The following is a 20,435-nucleotide window of genomic DNA, read 5'->3' on the forward strand; positions in this document are numbered from 1 at the left end:
GAACGCCAGCCGAGGCCCTCACGAAGCTACTGTTAGATCAACAAACGACAGGTGTTGCAACCACCGCGTGAATCCGCCTGGCATTCACGGACTTGAAGCCGGGTCAGAGCACGTCGGGGATTTCGGGGCGGGCCAGTTCCGTGCGAGTCGTCGCCAGCACCACGCGGTCCCGGCCCGCCGCCTTCGCCGCGAACACCGCGTCGTCGGCCGCCTGCAGGAGGATCGTGTACTCCGTTGCCGTTTCCGGGTACACCGCTGCGCCGATCGACGCCGTCAGGCCGCTGATCACCTCGGGCTTGCCCGGGCGGATCACCGGGACCGGCACCTCGATCCGGGCGATCGCCGTCCGGATGCGGTCCGCGACGGACGCGATCTCCGTGCTGGTCGTGCCCGGGAGCAGCACCACGAACTCGTCGCCGCCGAAGCGGCCCACGTAGTCGCCGCCGCGCACCGCGGCCTGGATCGCCGCCGCGACCGCGCGCAGCACCTCGTCGCCCGCCAGGTGGCCGTTGCCGTCGTCGATGGCCTTGAAGTGGTCGATGTCGATCATCAGCACGCCCGCGGTCGACGACAGCTCCGCGGCGCGGGCCAGCTCGTTGCGGGCCAGTTGGACCCAGAACTCCGGGGCGAGCAGCGCGGTCTTGGAGTCCGTGCGCGCGGCCGCCTGGAACTGCGGCAGCAGCAGGCCGATGTGCAGCGCCACCGGGGTCACCATGAGCACCGGCAGCAGCCACGGCCGGACCGTCATCACCAGCGCGATGCCGCAGCCGACGCCGACCGCGGCCAGCACGATCAGCACGTCGGACGGGTTGCCGAACGCCTGCCGCGGCGGCTTGCCCGGGTTGCTCATCAGGATCGCGAAGATCACGAGCACGTAGTTCAGGCCGAAGTAGACGATCCCGGACGCCAGCAGCGCGGTCATCCCGCCGAAGCCGTCCAGGTACGGCACGTACGGCGCCACGTGCCCGGTGCCCGCCGACAGCACGGCACCCGCGGCCGCGCAGGCCAGGATCACCGTCGCGCCGGAGAACACTTTCCGGTGAATTACCCCGCGTCGTTTGTAGACGCGGACCCAGGAATGGGCATAGCTGACGACGATGACCATGGTGGCCAAAGGCGGCGGCAGCAGGAGCAGCCCGGCGAAGATCCAGATCGACTGCAGGTGCATGTGCGGCCGGCCGTCGGCAGCCAGCTCGCGGATGCGCTCGATGCGTTGCGCCGCTTCGAGGTGCACGATCTCGCCGGCCAGGATCAGGCCGCACCACAGCAGCGACTGGGCCGTGATCGGCACCAGTGCGGCCGTGGCGACGACCGCGATCAGCGCCAGCGCGTCGACGACGAGGACGTAGCCGAGCACCGGAGTGGCCAGCTTCCACATCGCCCACGTTCGGAGACCTGATCGTGGACGTTCTGAGCTGGGCTTTCGCCCTGGGGACCCGGACAATCCCACGAAACGCCCTTCTGCTCAGGACGGAAACCCTTCGCGGAAATCGTCAATGTAACCGAATGAACGCGGTGTGTCACTAGGCCGGTCAGGCTACGGTCCGGTTACGCACCGTGCAAGATCCCTCACAAACCAGGAGAAAACCATGTCGCACTTCCTGCCCAGCAACAACATCGTCCCGTCCCGCCGCCGCCGTGCCGGCCGGTCCACCGCCGACTGGACCCGGCAGCTCCCCACCGACTGGACCCGCGCGATTCCGACCGACTGGACCACGCGGCAGCTGCCGACCGACTGGACCGCCCGCGAACTGCCCACCGACTGGACCGTCCGCGAGGTGCCGACCGATTGGACCCGGCCCGGCGTCGCCGCACCCCTGCCCGAGTGCCCGACGGACTGGACCCCGCGCCGGATCCCGACGGACTGGACGCGGTCCTGACCGGTACCCGGTGACCGGCACCCGGCGGGGCCGGTCACCGGGGATCCGGTTGCGCCCGCCGCCACAACGTGGCCGCGCCGGAGGCGGCCACCACACCGATCGCCCCGGCCGCGGCGACCACGGCGTGCGGAGCCGCGCGTTCGGCCGCGAGCCCGGCCAGCACCACGCCGAGGCCCTGCGACACGCGCAGCGCGGTCAGCGCGAAGCCGAACGCCTGCGCGCGCTGCGCGTCCGGGGTCAGCTGCACGAACGTCGTGTTGGCGATGAGGTTGTACGAGCTCGCGACGCCGGACAGCGTCAGCAGCGCGAGCGTGCCTTCGAGGTTCGGCCGCAGCGCGCAGCCCAGCAGAGCCGCGCACGCCAGCACCGCCAGCGGCCCCAGCAACCGGCTGCGCCGCGAAGGCGGGATCCGCGACAGCGCGGCCATGCCCAGGACGCTGCCCAGCGCGTACGCCCCGAGCAGCAGCCCGACCACCACCGGGCCCCCGCCGAGTTCGGCGGCGTACGGCGCGGCGATGGCCTCGCCCGCGATGTAGATCCCGGAGACGCAGCCGAGCGCGACCAGCGCCAGCCGGCGCCGGTCGCCGACCACCACCGTCCAGCCCGCCCGCACGTGCCGCCACCAGCGGACGCCCGGTTCGGCCCGCGGCGGCCACGGCCGCACGCCGGCGACCAGGAACAGTGCCGACACCGCGAAGCTCGCCGCGTCCGCGAGCAGGGCCCCCGCGGTGCCGAGGGCCGCCACGAGCAGCCCGCCGAGCGCGAACCCGGCGACCTGGCCCGCCTGCACCAGCATCATCAGCAGACCCATGCCCGGCACGAACGTCTCGCCGGGCAGCACCTGCGGCAGGAGGGCCGCCCGCGCGGAGTTCCACACGGGGTTGAACAGCTGGACACCGACCAGCAGGGCCGCCACCGCGGCCAGTGGCAGGCCGGGCGTGGCCATCGCCGTCACCGCGACCGCGCGCAGGACGTCGGCGGCGACCATCACCGTCCGCGGCGGGTACCGGTCGGCCAGTCCCGACAGCAGCGGCCCGCCGACGAGGTCCGGCAGGAACGTCAGCGCGTAGGTCAGCGCGGCCCAGCCCGGCGAGTTCGTGCGGTCGTACACCAGGATCGACAACGCGACGCGCGCCAGCTGGTCGCCGGTGACCGAGACCAGCTGGGCGGAGAACAAGGCCCGGAACTCGGTCACGGCGAGGACGTCCCGGAACCCGGCCGCACGTCCGCTCATGGGCACTCAGGGTACCTTCACGGACGCACTGCGTGAACGGCCGTTAGGAGGCGTTATTCGGTGCCGCAGGTGATTTTCGGCTGCGGGTTGTAGTGGACGGTCCGGGTCGACCGGCTGACCTCGCGGCCGGTGGCGGCGTCCTTGAGCACCCGGGTGTCGGTGGTGGTGAAGCCCGGCGCGCCGTTCGAGGCGTGGCAGTTCTCCGCCGGCCCCGGCTTGGTCGGCGGGTCGCTCGGGTTCGCCCGGGCACCGGGGATCGACTCGACGGTGTAGCGCTTCGTGCCCCACAGCTTCACGGTGATCGACGACGGCGACCAGATCGCCTGGATCGCGATGCCGGTCGGCGAGTCGTTGGTGAACTTGAGGTCGATGACGCTGGCGCCGTTGGGGTTCTGGAACACCGTCGCCTCGCGCGCGGCGGGGTAGCGGCTGATGTAGTAGCTGTGCTCCTTGTGCCCCGCGTCCTTCATGCCCGCGAAGTACGCCGCGTTGTACAGCGTGGTCGCGAACTGCGAGATGCCGCCGCCGACCTCGCGCCCCGGGGCACCGTCCTTGATGACGCCCGCCTCGACGTAACCCTGCGCGGTGCCGCGCGGGCCGGTGAAGCCGTTGAGGCTGAAGGTTTCGCCCGGCTTGACGATGGCGCCGTTCACCTTCTGCGCGACGACGCGGATGTTCACGCCGGATTCCGGTGCGAAGCCGCCGGTGGTGAACTCGCCGACGACCTCCTTGACGCCGAGCTGGTTCGCCTGCTCGGTGGTGACCTTCGCCGGGCTGTCCTTGTAGATCGCCGGGACCTCACGGCCCTCGGTCTTCTTGAGCACGTCGGGCAGCGGCTTGAGGCTGGGTTCCCAGTCGATGGTCCGGCCGTCGGTGGAGGGGTCGACCGTGGGCTTGCCGCCCTCGAAGACGACCGTCGCCTCCTTGCCCTCCTTCTCGGTGGACTTGAGCTGCGGCCCGGCGGCTTCGACGATCTTCGCGTTGTCGATCTTCGGCGTCAGCCCGCCACCGTCGGCCGGTTCGAAGGTGAGCGCCGCGGCGATCGCCTCCGGCTTCACGGTGGCGTTCTTGCCCTCGCCCTTGACCAGCAGCGGACCGGAGACGGCGGGGCGCGCGAACTGCTCGAGCGCCGCCTGGACGCCTTCGGGCGTGGTGCGGACCGGGGTGGCGGCCACCGGCAGCGCCAGGGTCTCCCCGCGCGCCCACTTCTCGACGACGGCGGCGGTCGCGCCCGGCACGTCGAGCTTCTGCCCGGGCTTCGGCGGCACGGCGACCGGCTCGGTGCCGTCGAACTTCACGGTGCCCTCGACCGGGTCGCGGTCGACCTGACCGCGCAGCGCCTCCAGGGCGGCGGTGAGCTTGGCGTCCTCGGCGTGGCTGACGACGCCGACCTCGCGGCTGGAGAACAGCGACGCGAACCGCGTGAACGGGTTGAGCGGCTGCTCGCCGGCCTGGTCGAGGGTCTGGGCCCAGTCCAGGTGCAATCCGGCCAGCGTGGGCGACAGCGTGCCCTGGACGTCGCCCGCGGTCACGGCGAGGGGGCGCGTGAGCCGCGGCTCGATCTTCCCGCGCAGTTCCTGCTCGGCGGCGTCGCGATCCATCCCGCCGACGTCGACCCCGGCCACCGTCACGCCGCGCGGGACGCTGCCCTGGCTGATCAGCAGATCGACCCCGTAGACCGCGACGAGCAGGCCGAACAGCCCGCCCGCGACCCAGCCGGCCTTGCGCAGGGTGCGGCGGTTCGCCTTCGGGGATCCCGGTTCCGGTTCGGGCCGGACGACCGGCAGGACGTCCGTCTGCTCACCGTGTGACTCGGGCCAACGCGGTTCGTACGGCAACTCTCCACCCCTTCAACGCGGCACCGGGTCGCGCCGGTGACGGGCTCAGCGTACGGGGCACCCGGACAAGCCGTACGACTCGCCCTAACGGGGGATGAACCGGTCACGGATCGGTGAATGGGGGCAACCTCAGCGGGCGTCGGGTTCGGGATTCTGCCCCGCTCTGGCCAGGAAATCGAAGTCGCAGCCCTCGTCGGCCTGCGTGATGTGTTCGCTGTAGAGCGCGCCGTATCCGCGTTCGAACCGGGGCGGCGGCGCGGTCCACTCGGAACGCCGCCGCTCCAGCTCCGCATCGGACACTTCCAGCCGCAACGTCCGGCGCGGCACGTCCAGGGTGATCGGATCGCCGTCGCGGACCAGGGCCAGCGGGCCGCCGACGTGCGACTCGGGCGCCACGTGCAGGACGCAGGCGCCGTAGCTGGTGCCGCTCATCCGCGCGTCGGAGATCCGGACCATGTCGCGGACACCCTGTTCGAGCAGGTGGGCGGGGATCGGCAGCATCCCGTACTCGGGCATGCCGGGGCCGCCGAGCGGGCCGGAGCCGCGCAGCACGAGCACCGAGTCCGCGGTGATCGACGGGTCGTCGATCCGCTTCTTCAGGTCGGTGTAGTTCTCGAACACCACGGCCGGTCCGGTGTGGGTCAGCAGGTGCGGTTCGGCCGCGATGTGCTTGATCACCGCGCCCGACGGGGCCAGGTTCCCGTGCAGCACGGCGACTCCGCCTTCGGCCGCCACCGGGTTGTCCCGGGGCCGGATGACGTCGTCGTTGTGGACGCTCGCCTCGGAAAGGTTCTCGCCGAGGGTGCGGCCGGTGACGGTGAGCCGTTCGGGGTGCAGCAGGTCGGTCAGCCGCGACAGCAGCCCGGGCAGGCCGCCGGCGTAGTAGAAGTCCTCCATCAGCCAGTCGCCGCCGGGGCGGATGTTCGCCAGCACCGGCACGCGCCGGGCGACGGCGTCGAAGTCGGCCAGGCTCACCGGGATCCCGCTGCGGCCGGCCATCGCGATCAGGTGGATCACGGCGTTGGTCGAGCCGCCGAGCGCGAGCACGGTGGTGATCGCGTCTTCGTAGGCCCGCTTGTCCAGCACCTGCGTGATGGTCAGGTCCTCCCACACCATGTCGACGATCCGCGCGCCGCTCGCCGCGGCCATCCGGTGGTGCGCCGAGTCGACGGCGGGGATCGACGCGGCGCCCGGCAGGGTCACGCCGAGCACTTCGGCGGCCGAGGTCATGGTCGACGCCGTCCCCATCGTCATGCAGTGCCCCGGTGAACGCGCGAGCCCTCGCTCCAATTCGGACATTTCGGCGTCGCCGATCAGCCCGGCGCGCTTGTCGTCCCAGTACTTCCACATGTCGGTGCCGCTGCCCAGGACCTCGTTGCGCCAGTGCCCGCGCAGCATCGGCCCGGCCGGGACGAAGATCGCGGGCAGTCCCGCGCTGGCCGCGCCCATCAGCAGCGCGGGCGTGGTCTTGTCGCAGCCGCCCATGAGGACCGCGCCGTCGATCGGGTAGGACCGGAGGATCTCCTCGGTCTCCATGGCCAGCAGGTTGCGGTAGAGCATCGGGGTCGGCTTCTGGTAGGTCTCGGACAGCGTGGCGACGGGGAACTCCAGCGGGAAACCGCCGGCCTGCCAGACGCCGCGCTTGACCTGCTCGGCGCGTTCGCGCAGGTGCATGTGGCAGGGGTTGATGTCCGACCAGGTGTTGAGGATGCCGATGACCGGTTTGCCGAGGTGCTCTTCCGGGTTGTAGCCGAGCTGGCGGCTGCGGGCGCGGTGGCTGAAGTTGCGCAGTTCGTCGCCGCCGAACCACCGGTGGCTGCGGAGCTCCTCGGACTTCTTTCGACGACTCAGCTTCATGCGATCCAGTATGGCATCTGATATATGATCTCGCGGGCCTGGTTGAATGGGCTCCGACACGACCGAGGGAGCGCGCCATGACCGGGACGTTCAGCCTGCCCGCCTCCCGGACCGAAGTGGTCCTGGAGGAGATCCGCCGCGGCATCCTGACCCGGGAACTGGTGCCCGGTCAACCGCTCGTCGAGGCGGAGCTGGCCGCGCGGCTCGGCGTGTCGAAGACGCCCGTGCGCGAGGCGCTCAAGGTGCTCTCCAACTCCGGCCTGGTGACGTTCAGCCCGTACAAGGGCGCCTCGGTGATCACGGTCGACGCCGAACTCGCGAAGTCCGTCTACGACGTGCGGATGGTGCTCGAGCCCGAGGCCGTCCGGCGGTCGGTCGGGCAGCGCGACCCCGAGCTGCTCGAAGACGCGGCGGAGGCGCTCAAGGAGGCGTCGTCGGCGATCGCCGACAAGGACCAGGCCGCGCTGAGCCTGCTGAACCGCCGGTTCCACCGCGCCCTCTACCGCGGCTGCGGCAACCCGCTGCTGGTCAGCATCCTCGACGACCTCAAGGACCGCGCGGCGCTGATCAGCGTCGTCGGCTGGGAGGCCAACCCCAGCTGGAAGAAGGAGTGGAACGAGCACAAGGCGGTGCTGGCGGCGGCCCGGAAGGGTGACGCCGACGGGGCCGCGGCGCTGCTCAAGGACCACATCGGCGGGTTCCTGGAACGGGTCCTCAAGGCCATCGGATGAGGCTGCTGCTGATCTCCGACACCCACCTGCCGGCCCGGGCGCGCGAGCTGCCGCCGCCGGTGTGGGCCGAGGTGGCGGCCGCGGACGTCGTGGTGCACGCCGGCGACTGGGTCGACGTCGCCCTGCTGGACGAGCTGGAAGAGCGCAGCAAGCGGCTCATCGGCGTCTACGGCAACAACGACGGCCCGGCGCTGCGGGCGCGGCTGCCGGAGATCGCGCGGGTGGAGCTCGACGGCGTCCGCTTGGCCGTGATCCACGAGACCGGCGCGAAGCAGGGCCGCGAGCAGCGGTGCGACGCGCAGTTCCCGGACACCGACGTGCTGGTCTTCGGGCACAGCCACATCCCGTGGGACACGGTGACGCCGGCGGGGATGCGGCTGCTCAACCCGGGTTCGCCGACCGACCGCCGTCGCCAGCCCTTCTGCACCTACCAGACCGCGTCCACCGACGCGGGGGCGCTGACCGACGTCGAGCTGCACCAACTGCCCCGGAGGGGGTAGACAGGTCCCATGGATCCGGCATGGGCCTTGCGGGAGATCGCGTTCCAGCTCGAACGCGCGGGGGAACCGTCCTACCGCGTCCGGGCGTTCCGGAACGCGGCCGCGACCGTCGACAAGACCGGCGTCGAGAAGCTGGCGCAGCTGGCGGAGAGCGGCACGCTCACGTCGTTGCCCGGGATCGGGAAGGCCACCGCCGGCGTCATCGAGGACGCGCTGGCCGGCCGTGATCCCGCGTACCGGGAGAAGATCGTCGAGAAGAAGCTGCCGGACGGCGAGCCGCTGCGCTCGGCCCTGCGCGGGGACTGCCACACCCACTCGGACTGGTCGGACGGCGGCAGCCCGATCGGGGAGATGGCCGTCGCGGGCCGCGACCTCGGCCACGAGTGGATGGTGCTGACCGACCACTCGCCGCGGCTGACCGTCGCGAACGGGCTGTCCCCGGACCGGCTCCGGACGCAGATGCAGATCGTCGCGAAGGCCAACGAACTGATGGCGCCCTTCCGGCTGCTGCACGGCATCGAGGTCGACATCCTCGACGACGGTTCCCTCGACCAGGAAGAGGACCTGCTGGGGCAGCTGGACTTCGTGGTCGCGAGCGTGCACTCGAAGCTGCGCATGCCCGCCCGGGACATGACCCGCCGGATGCTGGCGGCCGTCCGCAACCCGCACGTGCGCGTGCTGGGCCACTGCACCGGACGGCTGGTCGTCGGCCGCGGCCGACCCGAGTCGGAGTTCGACGCGGAAGCGGTGTTCACCGCGTGCCGCGAGAACGGTGTCGCGGTGGAGGTCAACTCCCGCCCGGAGCGGCTCGACCCACCGATGCGGCTGCTGCGCCTGGCCGCGGAAATCGGCTGCGACTTCGCCATCGACAGCGACGCCCACGCACCGGGTCAGCTCGACTGGCAGGGGTTCGGCTGCGAGCGGGCGATCAAGGCGGGGATCGGGCCGGAGCGCATCCTCAACACCCGCACGGCGGATGCGCTCCTGACCCGCTGAGCCCGGCTCAGTTGATGGTGTACGAGTCGCCGTAGACCTTCCACTTCAGCGGGGTGTGCAGGTCGAAGTTGCCCTCGTTGAGGAACTTCAGCTGCTCGGTGTCGACGCGGGAGGTGTCGGAGTGCGCGTCCTCCTGCTTCATGATGACCTTGCGGGCGTCGAGGAACGCTTTGAGGTACGTCGTCTCGTTGCCGCCCTGGGCGGGGGTCTTCGCCTTCTTCATCGCCGTCTTGCGGATGCCGCCGAAGCTGTCGGAGCTCTCGCCGGGGCCGTGCATGACGATCGCGTCGTAGTAGATGAACTGGCCGAGCGTGCTGAGGCCGTCCGACTTGCCCTGGTTCACCGAGGGGTTGAAGTAGACGCGGTCGCGCTCGTTGTTCTGCGCGGTCTGGAACGCCGTGGTGGCCGCGGCCTGCTTCCACGCGCTTTCGAACGCCGAGCCGAGCCCGGCGTGCGAGTCCGTGCCGTTCACCTTGCGCAGCGCGGGAAGGTACTTCGCCAGCGGGTTGCCCGGGACCGAGTCGGTGTACGCCTCGACGAGTTCGAGCATGTCGCCGGTGCCGGAGCAGAAGCCGATGATGCCCGCGGTGTAGCCGCGGCCGTCGCCGATGTCCTCGATGTACTTGTACTGCGCCTTCCAGTCCAGCGAGGAGTTCTCCGCGCTGGAGACCAGCTTCATCGCGATTTCCTTCTTGGCCGGGGCCGAAAGATCCCCGGCGGCGAGCACGGACGCGCCGGCCGCGGCCAGTGGCGCCGGTGCGGCGGAGGAGAACGCGGGCGTGGTGATCACCAGGGCCGCGACGGACGCGGCGCCGAGCGTGCCGATGAGAACCGGCCGCAACTTCTTGCTCATGGGGAGAGGACCCTTTCCGCGGGGTGCGCCGTCGGATCACGGCGGTTACGGGCGATACGGGTGGAGCTGCGGCGTAGCGACACGGTAGCGAAGAGTCAGCGGCCTCCACAAGAGGTGGATTTCGTTCAGGTTCGTGAACGTCCAGACCACCACGAAGTCCGGAAAGGACGGTCAGCGCACCCCGGCGAAGAGGCGGATGACGTCGGGCAGCACGGACACCGGGATCGTCGGGTCGATCGCCCGCTGGACGCCGAGCCCGATGCCCAGGCTGAGCAGCGCCGTCGCGGCGTCGCCGGCCGACATCGGGAGCGTGATCCCGAACCGCTCGGCGTACCCGGTGAGCAGGCCGGCGATGGTGTCGCGGATGGCCTTGTCCCGCGCCGCCAATTCGGCGCGCACGTGCGGGTCGCGCCGGGCGTTCGTGGCGAATTCGACCTCCAGTGCCGTCCACGCCTCGTCGCCGATGTTGCGCTCGGCCCACGTCTGGAACGCCGCGAGCAGCCCTTCCACGCCCTCGGCGCCGGCCAGCGCCTCGGCGATCAGGGCGACCTGCTCGTCGTGGATCCGGTCGAGCACGGCGAGGCAGAGCTCGTCCTTGTTGCGGAAGTTGGAGTACACCGCGCCCTTCGAGTACCCGGCCTCGTCGGCGACCTTCTCCAGCGACGTCACCGAGTAGCCGTCGCGCAGGAAGAGCAGCTTGGCGGTCTCGATCAGCTGCTCGCGGGTGCGCGCCTGGCTTTCCGCGCGGGTGAGTCGGGCCATGCGGGCACTCTAGCGAGGTCCGGCATCGGGGTACCGACGGTATTGAGATACTGCTAGTCTCCGAAAATGGCACAACGAGACTTCGCGGTCCTGGTCGTCGGCGCCGGGCCGTCGGGCCTGGGGGCCGCCATCCGCCTCACCGAGGCCGGCGTCGGCGACCTCGCCGTGTTGGAGAAGGCGGACGCGCTCGGCGGAACCTGGCGCGACAACACCTATCCCGGCTGCGCGTGCGACGTCCCGTCCGCGCTGTACTCGTACTCGTTCGCGCCCAACCCGGAGTGGACGCGCGCGTTCGCCGGTCAGCCCGAAATCCGGGCCTACCTGCAGGACACGGCCGCGCGCTTCGGCGTCACCGACCGGATCCACCACGGCGTCGAGGTGACGCGCGCCCAGTGGAACGAGCGTGACGCGCGCTGGGAACTGGAGACGTCTCAGGGTCCCTACCGCGCGCGGATCCTGGTCGCCGGCACCGGTCCCTGGCACGAACCGCTGATCCCGGACCTGCCGGGGCTCGGCGGCTTCCCCGGCGAGGTCTTCCACTCCGCGCGCTGGAACCACGGCTACGACCTGGCGGGCCGGCGGGTCGCGGTGATCGGCACCGGCGCGTCCGCGGTCCAGTTCGTCCCGGAGATCGTGCCCCGCGTGCGGCGGCTGCACCTGTTCCAGCGCACCGCGCAGTGGGTGCTGCCGAAGCCGGACCACTTCGTCCCGGGCGCCGAACGGTTCCTCCTGCGGCGGTTCCCGGCCCTGCAGCAGGCCTTGCGCGGCGCCGAATACGGCGTGCTGGAGACGCTCGGCTTCGGCTTCCGGCACCCGTGGCTGCTGCGGCAGGTGCAGCGGATCGGGCTCGCCCACCTGCGCCGGTCCGTGCGGGATCCCGTGCTGCGCAAGGCACTCACCCCGGACTACACGCTCGGTTGCAAGCGCCTGCTCATGTCGAACACCTACTACCGCGCGCTGACGAAGCCCACTGTGGATGTCCATGCGACGGCGGTGCGGGCGGTCGAGGGAAGCCGCGTGCTGGGCGCGGACGGTTCGGTCGCCGAGGTCGACGCGATCATCTTCGGCACCGGCTTCCACATCCTCGACATGCCGGTGTCGGCGTGGGTGTTCGACGCCGGCGGCCGCAGCCTCGACGACCACTGGAAGGGCAGCCCGCAGGCGTACGCGGGGACGACGGTGGCCGGGTTCCCGAACCTGTACCTGCTGCTCGGCCCCAGCCTCGGCACCGGCCACTCGTCGGCGTTCACGATCCTCGAGGCGCAGCTGCGGCACACGGTGGCGGCGGTGACCCGGACGCTGCGCGCGGAGCGGACGTCGCTGTCGGTCCGCCCGGAGGTCCAGGCGGCGTTCAACGCCGAGGTCCAGGCGGCGCTGCCGGGGACGGTCTACCAGTCCGGCGGCTGCGCCAGCTACTACACCGACGTCAACGGCCGCAACAGCTTCAGCTGGCCGTTTTCCACCGGGCGGCTCCGGTCACAGGTGGGTGAGTTCCGCGAAGCCGACTACGAGATCACAGCGTCGTGAAGGCGATGCCCGCCTTGGCGAGCCGGTCCACGAGCGCACCACCCATCGCGGTCGCCGTGGTCACCTGGCCCGCCGTCTCCGGGAGGTCGTCGGTCGCCAGGCACAGGGCCGACTCCGCCAGCATCTTCGCCGTCTCGTCGTAGCCGGGATCGCCGCCGGACACCTCCGTCACCACCCGCGAGCCGCCACCTTCGCCGACGAACCGCACCGAGAACCACGACCTCGCGCGCCGCTCGGCACTCGGGCCGCTGCCGGGCGCCAGCAGCCGGGACAGGGCCCGCCGGGCCGGTGGGACCTGTGCCGCGGCGAGCAGGGCACCCGCGCCGGCCACCCCGCCGGCCAGCACCGGGAGGTGCTTCACCGCGGCGAAGTGCCGGTAGGTGAAGTCCGGCCCGTAGCGCTCGGACGCCGCCGCCGACCGGCGGACGACTTGCGCGTCGATCGTCGGCAGCGGCACCGCCCACCAGCCCGCGGCGGCGAGCCGGTGCGGGCGGCCGAGCGGGGCGCGCGCGAACCGGCCGGCCGGCCGTGGTTCGGCGGCTGCCCGCTCGCGAGCCACCCGGGCACCGGCCGGCAGCCGGGACATGACGGTGAGCGCGCTGAGCACCGTGCCGCCCGAGGGCATCCCGCCGGCCCGGACGTAGCCGTCGACTTTCAGCGGCACGCCTTCGGGCAGCTGCTGCACGGTGAACCACGCGCCGAGGTCGTGCGGGATCGAGTCGAACCCGCACGCGTGCACCAGCCGCGCGCCGGTCTCGCGGGCGCGCCGGTCGTGCGCCAGGAACATCCGGTCGACGAACTCGGCTTCGCCGGTGAGGTCGACGTAGTCGGTGCCCGCCTCGGCGCACGCCGCCACCAGCGGTTCGCCGTGCGTCAGGTACGGGCCGACGGTCGTGATCACCACTTTCGCCGATTCGGTGACGGCCCGCAGCGACGCGCGATCGCCGGAGTCGGCGACGAGCAGGTCGAGCGAGCCGAACCGGTCGTCGATCTCCGCGAGCCGCGCCCGGACGGCTTCGAGCTTGCCGCGGTTGCGCCCGGCCAGCGCCCAGCGCAGGTTCGCCGGCGCGTGCCGGGCCAGGTATTCGGCGGTCAGGCCGCCGGTGAACCCGGTGGCGCCGAACAGGACCACGTCGTGCGCGCGCATGTCTTCTCCTCCGGGACGTCGACACCTGGAGGTTACCCGTCGGTCACTTCCCGGCGCCGGGTGAAATACCGGCGGGTACAGTGCCCCCTCGAACGCGAGGAGGCAACCGTGACCGAACGCTTCGGCAGCTACCAGAACGAGCTCTACCTGCAGGGACTCGGTGGTCAGCTGCCGCCGTGCTCGACCGACGCGACGAAGCTCGAAGCGTCGGCCCGCGAGGTCATGGAGCCCGGGCCGTTCTCCTACGTCGCGGGGGCGGCCGGTTCCGGCGCGACCGCCCGCGCCAACCGCGAGGCGTTCGACCGCTGGCGCGTCGTCCCGCGGATGCTGACCGGCGCCACCGACCGCGACCTGGCCAGGACGGTGCTCGGCACCCGGCTGCCCGCGCCGGTGGCCGTCGCGCCGGTCGGCGTCCAGTCGATCGTCCACCCGGACGCCGAATCCGCGACCGCCCGCGCCGCCGCCTCGGTCGGGCTGCCGTTCATCCTGTCCACGGCGTCGTCGACCGGCATCGAGGACGTCGCGGCGGCCAACGGCGACGGCCCGCGCTGGTTCCAGCTGTACTGGCCCGGCGACGCCGACGTCTGCGCGAGCCTGCTGACGCGGGCGAAGAACGCCGGCTACACGGCGCTGGTCGTCACGCTCGACACGTGGACGCTGGCCTGGCGGCCGTCCGATCTGGACCAGGCGTACCTGCCGTTCCTGCGGGGCGAGGGGTGCGCCGTCCCGTTCACCGACCCGGTGTTCCGCGGCCTGCTGGAGAAGACCCCGGAAGAAGACCTGAACATGGCCGTCCTCCGGTGGATCGGCATGCTCACCGGGACCGACCGGACGTGGGACCAGCTGCCGTTCCTGCGCGAGCACTGGGACGGCCCGATCGTGCTCAAGGGCATCCAGCACGTCGCGGACGCGCGCCGCGCCCTGGCGGCGGGTATGGACGGCATCGTGGTGTCGAACCACGGCGGCCGCCAGGTCGACGGGGCGATCGGCGCGCTGGAGGCCCTGCCGGGCATCGTCGCGGCGGTCGGCGACCGCATGGAGGTGCTGTTCGACTCGGGCGTCCGCACCGGCGCCGACGTGCTCAAGGCGCTCGCGCTGGGCGCACGGGCGGTCCTGGTCGGCCGCCCGTGGGTGTACGGCCTGGCCCACGCGGGCGAGGACGGCGTGCGCCACGTCCTGCGCAGCCTGCTGGCGGACTTCGACCTGACCATGGGCCTGTCCGGCCACCGCACCCTGGCCGACCTGGGCCCGGACTCCCTCCAGCGGACGTAACGTCGGCACTTCGGGGTGGGGCCGGTCACGCGCCGGGGATATTCGGGAGCCCGGTTCGTCACCCACGGCTATCCTTGGCCCAAGAATGTCCGAGCCATCCCCCTTCCACGCGCTGCGTGCGCGCCTGCCCGAGCTGATGCCGCGCGACGAGCAGCGGCTGCGCCGGCGGCTCGACGGTGCCCGCAAGTCCCGTGACCGTGACGCCGTCCTCGCGCGGATCGCCGCCGAGGTCGACGCGGCCGAGCTGCGCGTCCAGTCGCGGCGCGAAAGCGTCCCCAAGATCGAGTACCCGGAAGAACTGCCGGTCAGCAGGCTCAAGGACGAGATCGCCGCCGCCATCGACAAGCACCAGGTCGTGATCGTCGCGGGGGAGACCGGCTCGGGCAAGACCACCCAGCTGCCGAAGATCTGCCTGGAGCTCGGCCGCGGCATCCGCGGCCAGATCGGGCACACCCAGCCGCGGCGGCTGGCCGCGCGCACGGTCGCCGACCGGATCGCCAGTGAACTGAAGACCGAGCTCGGCGAGACCGTCGGCTACAAGGTGCGGTTCACCGACCAGTCCGGGCACGACACGCTGGTCAAGCTGATGACCGACGGCATCCTGCTGGCCGAGATCCAGACCGACCGGTCGCTGCGCCAGTACGACACGCTGATCATCGACGAGGCCCACGAGCGCAGCCTCAACATCGACTTCATCCTCGGCTACCTCAAGCAGCTGCTGCCGCGCCGCCCCGACCTCAAGGTCATCATCACCTCGGCGACGATCGACCCCGAGCGGTTCTCGAAGCACTTCGACGACGCGCCGATCGTCGAGGTCTCCGGCCGGACGTACCCGGTCGAGACGCGCTACCGGCCGCTGGTCGACCCCGACGATCCCGAGGGCCGCGAAGACCCTGACGAGCGCGACCAGACCCAGGGCATCCTCGACGCCGTCGAGGAGCTGTGCGCCGAGGGCCCCGGCGACATCCTCGTGTTCCTCTCCGGCGAGCGCGAGATCCGCGACACCGCGGACGTGCTCACCCGGGCGGACCTGCGCAACACCGAGGTCCTGCCGCTGTACGCGCGGCTGTCGGCGGCCGACCAGCACCGCGTCTTCCAGGCGCACACCGGGCGCCGGGTGGTGCTCGCGACCAACGTCGCCGAGACGTCGCTGACCGTGCCGGGCATCAAGTACGTCGTCGACCCGGGCACCGCGCGGATCTCGCGCTACAGCCACCGCACGAAGGTGCAACGGCTGCCGATCGAACCGGTGTCGCAGGCGTCGGCTAACCAGCGCAAGGGCCGCTGCGGCCGCACGTCCGACGGCATCTGCATCCGGCTCTACTCCGAAGAGGACTTCGAAAGCCGTCCCGAGTTCACCGACCCGGAGATCCTGCGGACCAACCTCGCCTCGGTCATCCTGCAGATGACGTCGCTGGGTCTCGGCGACATCGCGGCGTTCCCGTTCGTCGAGCCGCCGGACCGGCGCCAGGTCGCCGACGGTGTCGGCCTGCTCCAGGAGCTGGGCGCGTTCGCCCCGGGCGGCTCCGGATCCGATCGCAGCCTCACCGACATCGGCCGCAAGCTCGCGCAGCTGCCGGTCGACCCGCGGATGGGCCGGATGGTCCTGGAGGCCGCGAAGAACGGCTGCGTCCGCGAAGTCATGATCATCGCCGCGGCGCTGTCCATCCAGGACCCGCGCGAGCGGCCGGCCGAAAAGCAGCAGGCGGCGGACGCCCAGCACGCGCGGTTCGCCGATCCGACGTCGGACTTCCTCGCCTACCTGAACCTGTGGGAGTACGTCGCCGAGCAGCAGAAGGCGTTGTCCGGCAACCAGTTCCGGCGGATGTGCCGGACCGAGTACCTGAACTACCTGCGCCTGCGCGAATGGCAGGACATCTTCAGCCAGCTGCGGCAGCTGGCCAAGCCGCTCGGGATCGCGCTCAACACGACTCCGGCCGACCCGCAGCGCGTGCACACGTCGCTGATCGCCGGGCTCCTTTCCCACATCGGGCTCAAGGACCCGGCGAAGGGCGACTACCTGGGCGCGCGTGGGGCCCGCTTCGGCGTGTTCCCGGGGTCGGCGCTGTTCAAGAAGCAGCCGCGCTGGGTGATGTCGGCGGAGCTGGTCGAGACGTCGCGGCTCTGGGCGCGGGTCAACGCGCGCATCGAACCCGAGTGGGTCGAGCCGCTGGCCGAGCACGTCGTCAAGCGGAACTACTCCGAGCCGCACTGGGAACGCAAGCAGGGCGCGGTGATGGCGATCGAAAAGGTGACGCTGTACGGCGTCCCGCTGATCGCCGACCGCCGCGTCAACTACGGCCGGATCGACCCCGAGCTGTCGCGGGCGCTGTTCATCCGGCACGCGCTCGTCGAGGGGGACTGGCAGACGCGCCACCACTTCTTCGCCGAGAACCGGGCGCTGCTGGAGGAAGTCGAGGACCTGGAGAACCGGGCGCGGCGGCGCGACATCCTGGTCGACGACCAGACGCTGTACGAGTTCTACGACGCGCGGGTCCCGGCGGACGTCGTCTCGGTGCGCCACTTCGACAGCTGGTGGAAGAAGGCGCGCCACGAGCAGCCGGACCTGCTCTCGTTCGAGAAGTCCATGCTGATCAACGAGACCGCGGGCGGCGTGCGGGAGTCCGACTACCCGGACTCGTGGACGCAGGGCACGCAGGTCTTCACGCTGACCTACCAGTTCGAGCCGGGCGCGGACGCCGACGGCGTCACCGTGCACATCCCGCTGCCGGTGCTCAACCAGGTGACGCCCGACGGGTTCGACTGGCAGGTGCCGGGGCTGCGCGCGGAACTGGTCACCCAGCTGATCAAGTCGTTGCCGAAGGCGTTGCGGCGCAACTTCGTCCCGGCGCCGGACACGGCCCGGGAAGTCCTTTCGCGAGTGTCCCCTTCGGACGGTCCGCTGCTGGAGGTGCTGGGCCGCGAGCTGCGTGCGTCGCGCGGCGTGACGGTGCCCTACGCGGACTGGGACCTGTCTTCGGTGCCGGAGCACCTGAAGATGACGTTCCGGGTGGTCGACGAGCGCGGCAAGCGCGTCGCCGAGGGCAAGGACATCGAGGCGCTGCAGCGGCGGCTGGCCCCGAAGGTCCGGGAGACGATCTCGAAGGCAGCCAACACCCTCGAGAAGGCCGGCCTGACGAAACCCGCGTTCGGCTCGCTGCCGCAGGTGTTCGAGTCGACGCAGCGCGGCCACGACGTCAAGGCGTACCCGGCGCTGGTCGACGAGGGCGAGTCGGTGGCGGTGCGCCTGCTGGACACGCCGGGCCAGCAGGAACACGCGATGTGGGCGGGCACGCGGCGGATGCTGCGGCTGAACCTGAACTCGCCGATGAAGTTCATCATCCGGTCGTTGTCGAACTCTTCGAAGCTGGCGCTGAACCGCAACCCGCACGGCAGCGTGGCGGCGCTGCTCGAGGACTGCGTCGACTGCGCGGTGGACGCCCTGATGACGGCGGCGGGCGGCCCGAAGTGGGACGAGACCGGCTTCAAGGTGCTGCTGGAGCAGGTCCGGGCCGGCCTGCACCCGGCGGTGCTGGACGTGCTGAGGGAGGTCGAGAAGATCCTCCGCGCGGCGAACGACGTCGAGGTCCTGCTGCCTTCGTCGCGTGGCCCCGCGGAGTCCCTCGCCGACATCCGCACCCAGCTGGCCGGCTTGGTGTACCCGGGCTTCGTGACGGAGACCGGGGCGTCGCGGCTGCGGCACGTGGTCCGGTACCTGCAGGGAATCCTGCGACGGCTGGAGAAGCTGCCCTTGGAGCCGACCCGCGACCTGCAGCGGACGGCGGACATCGCGTGGATCACCCGTGAGTACGCCGACGCGCTGGCTTCGCTGCCACCGGGAACGTCGTCCCCGGCCCTGCGCGAAGTGCGGTGGATGATCGAGGAACTGCGGGTTTCGTTCTTCGCCCAGACGTTGGGGACGGCTCATCCGGTGTCGCTGAAACGGATCACGAAGGCACTGGACGACGCGATGGCGTGAGCCGCCGGGAATGTCCGGCTCCCCACTTCCGGCGGTTGACCGGGGCCGTGCGGGCGTCAAGCCTGGGGCGGCTGGAGCCGCTCTGGGAAAGGACCTTCCGATGTCCTCCTCCACCCGACGAAGAATCTTCGCCGCCTGCACCGCGTTCCTCTTGCCGCTCGCCGTCGTCCTCGCGCCCGCCGCCGCGCACGCCGCCACCGGGGGCTCGCCGCTGCCCGTGGATCCCGGACACAGCAGGCACAAGATCGCCGAGCCGCGGCACGATGTGCCGAATCCGCTGCTCAAGGAGCGGTTCGCCGAGGAGGAAGAGGAGGACGGCGACGATCCGGCGCTGTCCGCGCTCTGCCAGACCTACCTCGGCAAGCCGAACCCCTACCGGCCGCTCGCGCCGAACACCGACGTCATCGCCGGGGACACCATCGTGCCGACCGGCAGCCAAACCGGCTGCAGCACCGCCCAGAACGAGACGACCATCGCCGTCAACCCGGAGAACCCGCGCAACATCGTCGCCGGCGCGAACGACTACCGGCTGTACAACACCCGCGAGGCCCGCAACGACTCCGGCGGCTTCGCCTACACCTCGTTCGACGGCGGCCGGACCTGGGCGAACGTCCAGCTGCCGCACCTCGACTACCCGACCGGCGCGCCCGCCCCGCTGTCTTACCTGGACGCTGCGGGTGACCCGGCCATCGCCTTCGGGCCGCACAACACCGTCTACTACGCGACTCTCGTGTTCAGCCGGGCGGAGGTGCCGGACGACCAGCAGCTCGCCAGCGGCATCGCGGTGTCGGTGTCCCACGACGGCGGGCGCAGCTTCGGCGACCCGGCGATCCTGCACCTCGACGGCGTGACCCCGGCCGGCACGCCGACGCCCACGAACATCTTCAACGACAAGGAGTGGATCGCCGCCGACCCCGTTTCCGGCGATGTCTACGTGACCTGGACGCAGTTCACCTACGACGCCGGCGGTGCGTTCACCGAGTCGCCGATCGTGGTGTCGAAGTCCCGCGACTTCGGCCGGACGTGGTCGCCGATGCGCCGGATTTCGCCGTCGCTGACCGGTTTCTCCGGCGGAATCACGCCGTACGGCAGTGGCTCGAACCCGGTCGTCACCCGCGACGGAACGCTCCAGGTCGCCTACGAGACGGCGGTGTGCGCGACGGCCGCGTGCGACCGGCCGGCCGACCACGACGCCGTCGTCGTGGCGACCTCGCGCGACGGCGGCCGGACCTTCCGGCACACCGAGGTGGCGCTCGACTTCGACTTCCCGGTCGACGAAGACGTCGCCAACAACGCGCTGACCGGCGAAAACTTCCGGGTCAACAGCTTCCCGCAGCTGACCTACGACCGGGTGACCGACCGGCTCTGGGTGACCTGGGCCGACGACCGCAACGGCACCTACCGCGACGGCGAGTCGGTCAAGACGAACGGCGACGCCTTCCTCAGCGGGTCCGACGGGCGCCACGGCTGGTCGAAGCCGGTGAAGATCGGCACGGGCGCCGATGAGGTGTTCCCGGCGGTCGCGGCGCTGGCCGGGCGCGTGGCCGTCACCTTCTACACGCGCGCCTACGACCCGGGTGGCATCGGGCTCGACTACGCCTACGCCATCGGCTGGGGCGACGGCTTGTCCCCGCTCCGCAGGATCACCACGCAGACGGCGAACCCACAGGTCCAGTTCGTCTCGACCGGCGCGGTGACCGGCAAGGAACTCCAGGGCGTGTTCATCGGCGACTACACGGCGGCGGCGGTCGGCGCCGACTTCCGGCTGCACCCGTGCTGGACCGACTTCCGTGGCAACCCGGGCCGGACCCTGCCGAACCAGGACGTCGGAACACAGAGCCTGCCGATGTTCCCGTAGC

Annotated in this window: 15 protein-coding genes; 8 read left to right on the plus strand and 7 right to left on the minus strand. The window is 71.3% G+C overall.

Annotated features, from left to right (window positions below):
- Positions 1 to 103 precede the first annotated feature (103 nt).
- The gene (locus AB0M80_RS37275; RefSeq protein ID WP_364574354.1) at positions 104 to 1,378 is read right to left on the minus strand and encodes a diguanylate cyclase; all 1,275 of its coding nucleotides are present in this window, start codon (positions 1,376 to 1,378) and stop codon (positions 104 to 106) included.
- A gap of 211 nt (positions 1,379 to 1,589) precedes the next feature.
- Between AB0M80_RS37275 and AB0M80_RS37280 the strand changes: the two genes are divergently transcribed.
- Entirely contained in the window at positions 1,590 to 1,880 is a 291-nt protein-coding gene (locus AB0M80_RS37280; RefSeq protein WP_364574356.1) for a hypothetical protein, read from the plus strand.
- Positions 1,881 to 1,914: 34 nt separating this feature from the next.
- Here AB0M80_RS37280 and AB0M80_RS37285 read toward each other — a convergent pair whose 3' ends face one another.
- The 3 genes from AB0M80_RS37285 to araD all read right to left on the minus strand — a co-directional run bounded on the left by AB0M80_RS37285 (position 1,915) and on the right by araD (position 6,809).
- Positions 1,915 to 3,114 (minus strand): MFS transporter, encoded by a 1,200-nt coding sequence (locus tag AB0M80_RS37285; RefSeq protein ID WP_364574358.1) that lies wholly within the window; start codon positions 3,112 to 3,114, stop codon positions 1,915 to 1,917.
- 53 nt (positions 3,115 to 3,167) lie between these two features.
- A complete protein-coding gene (locus tag AB0M80_RS37290; RefSeq protein WP_364574360.1) occupies positions 3,168 to 4,952 on the minus strand; it encodes a VanW family protein in 1,785 nt (594 codons plus the stop codon).
- A gap of 129 nt (positions 4,953 to 5,081) precedes the next feature.
- Positions 5,082 to 6,809: an L-arabinonate dehydratase gene (gene araD / locus AB0M80_RS37295; RefSeq protein WP_364574362.1), complete on the minus strand. Its 1,728-nt coding sequence runs from the start codon at positions 6,807 to 6,809 to the stop codon at positions 5,082 to 5,084.
- Between the two features lie 77 nt (positions 6,810 to 6,886).
- Here araD and AB0M80_RS37300 point away from each other — a divergent pair, with 77 nt between their 5' ends.
- The 3 genes from AB0M80_RS37300 to AB0M80_RS37310 are packed head-to-tail and all read left to right on the plus strand — an operon-like array spanning position 6,887 to position 9,036.
- On the plus strand, positions 6,887 to 7,540 hold the full coding sequence (locus AB0M80_RS37300) for a GntR family transcriptional regulator (RefSeq protein WP_364574364.1): 654 nt from the start codon (positions 6,887 to 6,889) through the stop codon (positions 7,538 to 7,540).
- On the plus strand, positions 7,537 to 8,040 hold the full coding sequence (locus AB0M80_RS37305; RefSeq protein ID WP_364574366.1) for a YfcE family phosphodiesterase: 504 nt from the start codon (positions 7,537 to 7,539) through the stop codon (positions 8,038 to 8,040). Before AB0M80_RS37300 ends, AB0M80_RS37305 begins: the two co-directional genes overlap by 4 nt.
- Positions 8,041 to 8,049: 9 nt before the next feature.
- Positions 8,050 to 9,036, plus strand: a complete 987-nt coding sequence (locus AB0M80_RS37310; RefSeq protein WP_364574368.1) for a PHP domain-containing protein — start codon at positions 8,050 to 8,052, stop codon at positions 9,034 to 9,036.
- A gap of 7 nt (positions 9,037 to 9,043) precedes the next feature.
- On the opposite strand, the gene AB0M80_RS37315 is transcribed toward AB0M80_RS37310, so the two are convergent.
- On the minus strand, positions 9,044 to 9,889 hold the full coding sequence (locus AB0M80_RS37315; protein ID WP_364574370.1) for a chitosanase: 846 nt from the start codon (positions 9,887 to 9,889) through the stop codon (positions 9,044 to 9,046).
- 171 nt (positions 9,890 to 10,060) lie between these two features.
- On the minus strand, positions 10,061 to 10,651 hold the full coding sequence (locus tag AB0M80_RS37320; protein ID WP_364574372.1) for a TetR/AcrR family transcriptional regulator: 591 nt from the start codon (positions 10,649 to 10,651) through the stop codon (positions 10,061 to 10,063).
- 66 nt (positions 10,652 to 10,717) lie between these two features.
- Between AB0M80_RS37320 and AB0M80_RS37325 the strand changes: the two genes are divergently transcribed.
- Complete coding sequence (locus AB0M80_RS37325; protein WP_364574374.1) at positions 10,718 to 12,178, plus strand: NAD(P)/FAD-dependent oxidoreductase; 1,461 nt, start codon at positions 10,718 to 10,720, stop codon at positions 12,176 to 12,178.
- Here AB0M80_RS37325 and AB0M80_RS37330 read toward each other — a convergent pair.
- Positions 12,165 to 13,325 (minus strand): saccharopine dehydrogenase NADP-binding domain-containing protein, encoded by a 1,161-nt coding sequence (locus tag AB0M80_RS37330; protein ID WP_364574376.1) that lies wholly within the window; start codon positions 13,323 to 13,325, stop codon positions 12,165 to 12,167. The two genes, AB0M80_RS37325 and AB0M80_RS37330, sit on opposite strands and share 14 nt — an antisense overlap.
- A 108-nt stretch (positions 13,326 to 13,433) precedes the next feature.
- Here AB0M80_RS37330 and AB0M80_RS37335 point away from each other — a divergent pair, with 108 nt between their 5' ends.
- From AB0M80_RS37335 to AB0M80_RS37345, 3 genes are all read left to right on the plus strand, one after another.
- Positions 13,434 to 14,597 (plus strand): lactate 2-monooxygenase, encoded by a 1,164-nt coding sequence (locus tag AB0M80_RS37335; protein WP_364574378.1) that lies wholly within the window; start codon positions 13,434 to 13,436, stop codon positions 14,595 to 14,597.
- An 85-nt stretch (positions 14,598 to 14,682) separates the two neighbouring features.
- On the plus strand, positions 14,683 to 18,576 hold the full coding sequence (gene hrpA, locus AB0M80_RS37340) for an ATP-dependent RNA helicase HrpA (protein WP_364574380.1): 3,894 nt from the start codon (positions 14,683 to 14,685) through the stop codon (positions 18,574 to 18,576).
- Between the two features lie 100 nt (positions 18,577 to 18,676).
- Positions 18,677 to 20,434, plus strand: a complete 1,758-nt coding sequence (locus AB0M80_RS37345) for a sialidase family protein (RefSeq protein WP_364574382.1) — start codon at positions 18,677 to 18,679, stop codon at positions 20,432 to 20,434.
- Position 20,435: the final 1 nt, after the last annotated feature.

The sequence above is a fragment of the Amycolatopsis sp. NPDC051045 genome (genome assembly GCF_040682955.1).
Classification (GTDB): Bacteria; Actinomycetota; Actinomycetes; order Mycobacteriales; family Pseudonocardiaceae; genus Amycolatopsis.

Excerpts from the sequence above, each read along its gene's own strand:
- AB0M80_RS37275 (WP_364574354.1), bottom strand. The coding sequence starts at position 1,378 with ATGTGGAAGCTGGCCACTCCGGTGCTCGGCTACGTCCTCGTCGTCGAC.
- AB0M80_RS37280 (WP_364574356.1), top strand. The coding sequence starts at position 1,590 with ATGTCGCACTTCCTGCCCAGCAACAACATCGTCCCGTCCCGCCGCCGC.
- AB0M80_RS37285 (WP_364574358.1), bottom strand. The coding sequence starts at position 3,114 with ATGAGCGGACGTGCGGCCGGGTTCCGGGACGTCCTCGCCGTGACCGAG.
- araD (WP_364574362.1), bottom strand. The coding sequence starts at position 6,809 with ATGAAGCTGAGTCGTCGAAAGAAGTCCGAGGAGCTCCGCAGCCACCGG.
- AB0M80_RS37300 (WP_364574364.1), top strand. The coding sequence starts at position 6,887 with ATGACCGGGACGTTCAGCCTGCCCGCCTCCCGGACCGAAGTGGTCCTG.
- AB0M80_RS37305 (WP_364574366.1), top strand. The coding sequence starts at position 7,537 with ATGAGGCTGCTGCTGATCTCCGACACCCACCTGCCGGCCCGGGCGCGC.
- AB0M80_RS37310 (WP_364574368.1), top strand. The coding sequence starts at position 8,050 with ATGGATCCGGCATGGGCCTTGCGGGAGATCGCGTTCCAGCTCGAACGC.
- AB0M80_RS37315 (WP_364574370.1), bottom strand. The coding sequence starts at position 9,889 with ATGAGCAAGAAGTTGCGGCCGGTTCTCATCGGCACGCTCGGCGCCGCG.
- AB0M80_RS37320 (WP_364574372.1), bottom strand. The coding sequence starts at position 10,651 with ATGGCCCGACTCACCCGCGCGGAAAGCCAGGCGCGCACCCGCGAGCAG.
- AB0M80_RS37325 (WP_364574374.1), top strand. The coding sequence starts at position 10,718 with ATGGCACAACGAGACTTCGCGGTCCTGGTCGTCGGCGCCGGGCCGTCG.
- AB0M80_RS37330 (WP_364574376.1), bottom strand. The coding sequence starts at position 13,325 with ATGCGCGCGCACGACGTGGTCCTGTTCGGCGCCACCGGGTTCACCGGC.
- hrpA (WP_364574380.1), top strand. The coding sequence starts at position 14,683 with ATGTCCGAGCCATCCCCCTTCCACGCGCTGCGTGCGCGCCTGCCCGAG.
- AB0M80_RS37345 (WP_364574382.1), top strand. The coding sequence starts at position 18,677 with ATGTCCTCCTCCACCCGACGAAGAATCTTCGCCGCCTGCACCGCGTTC.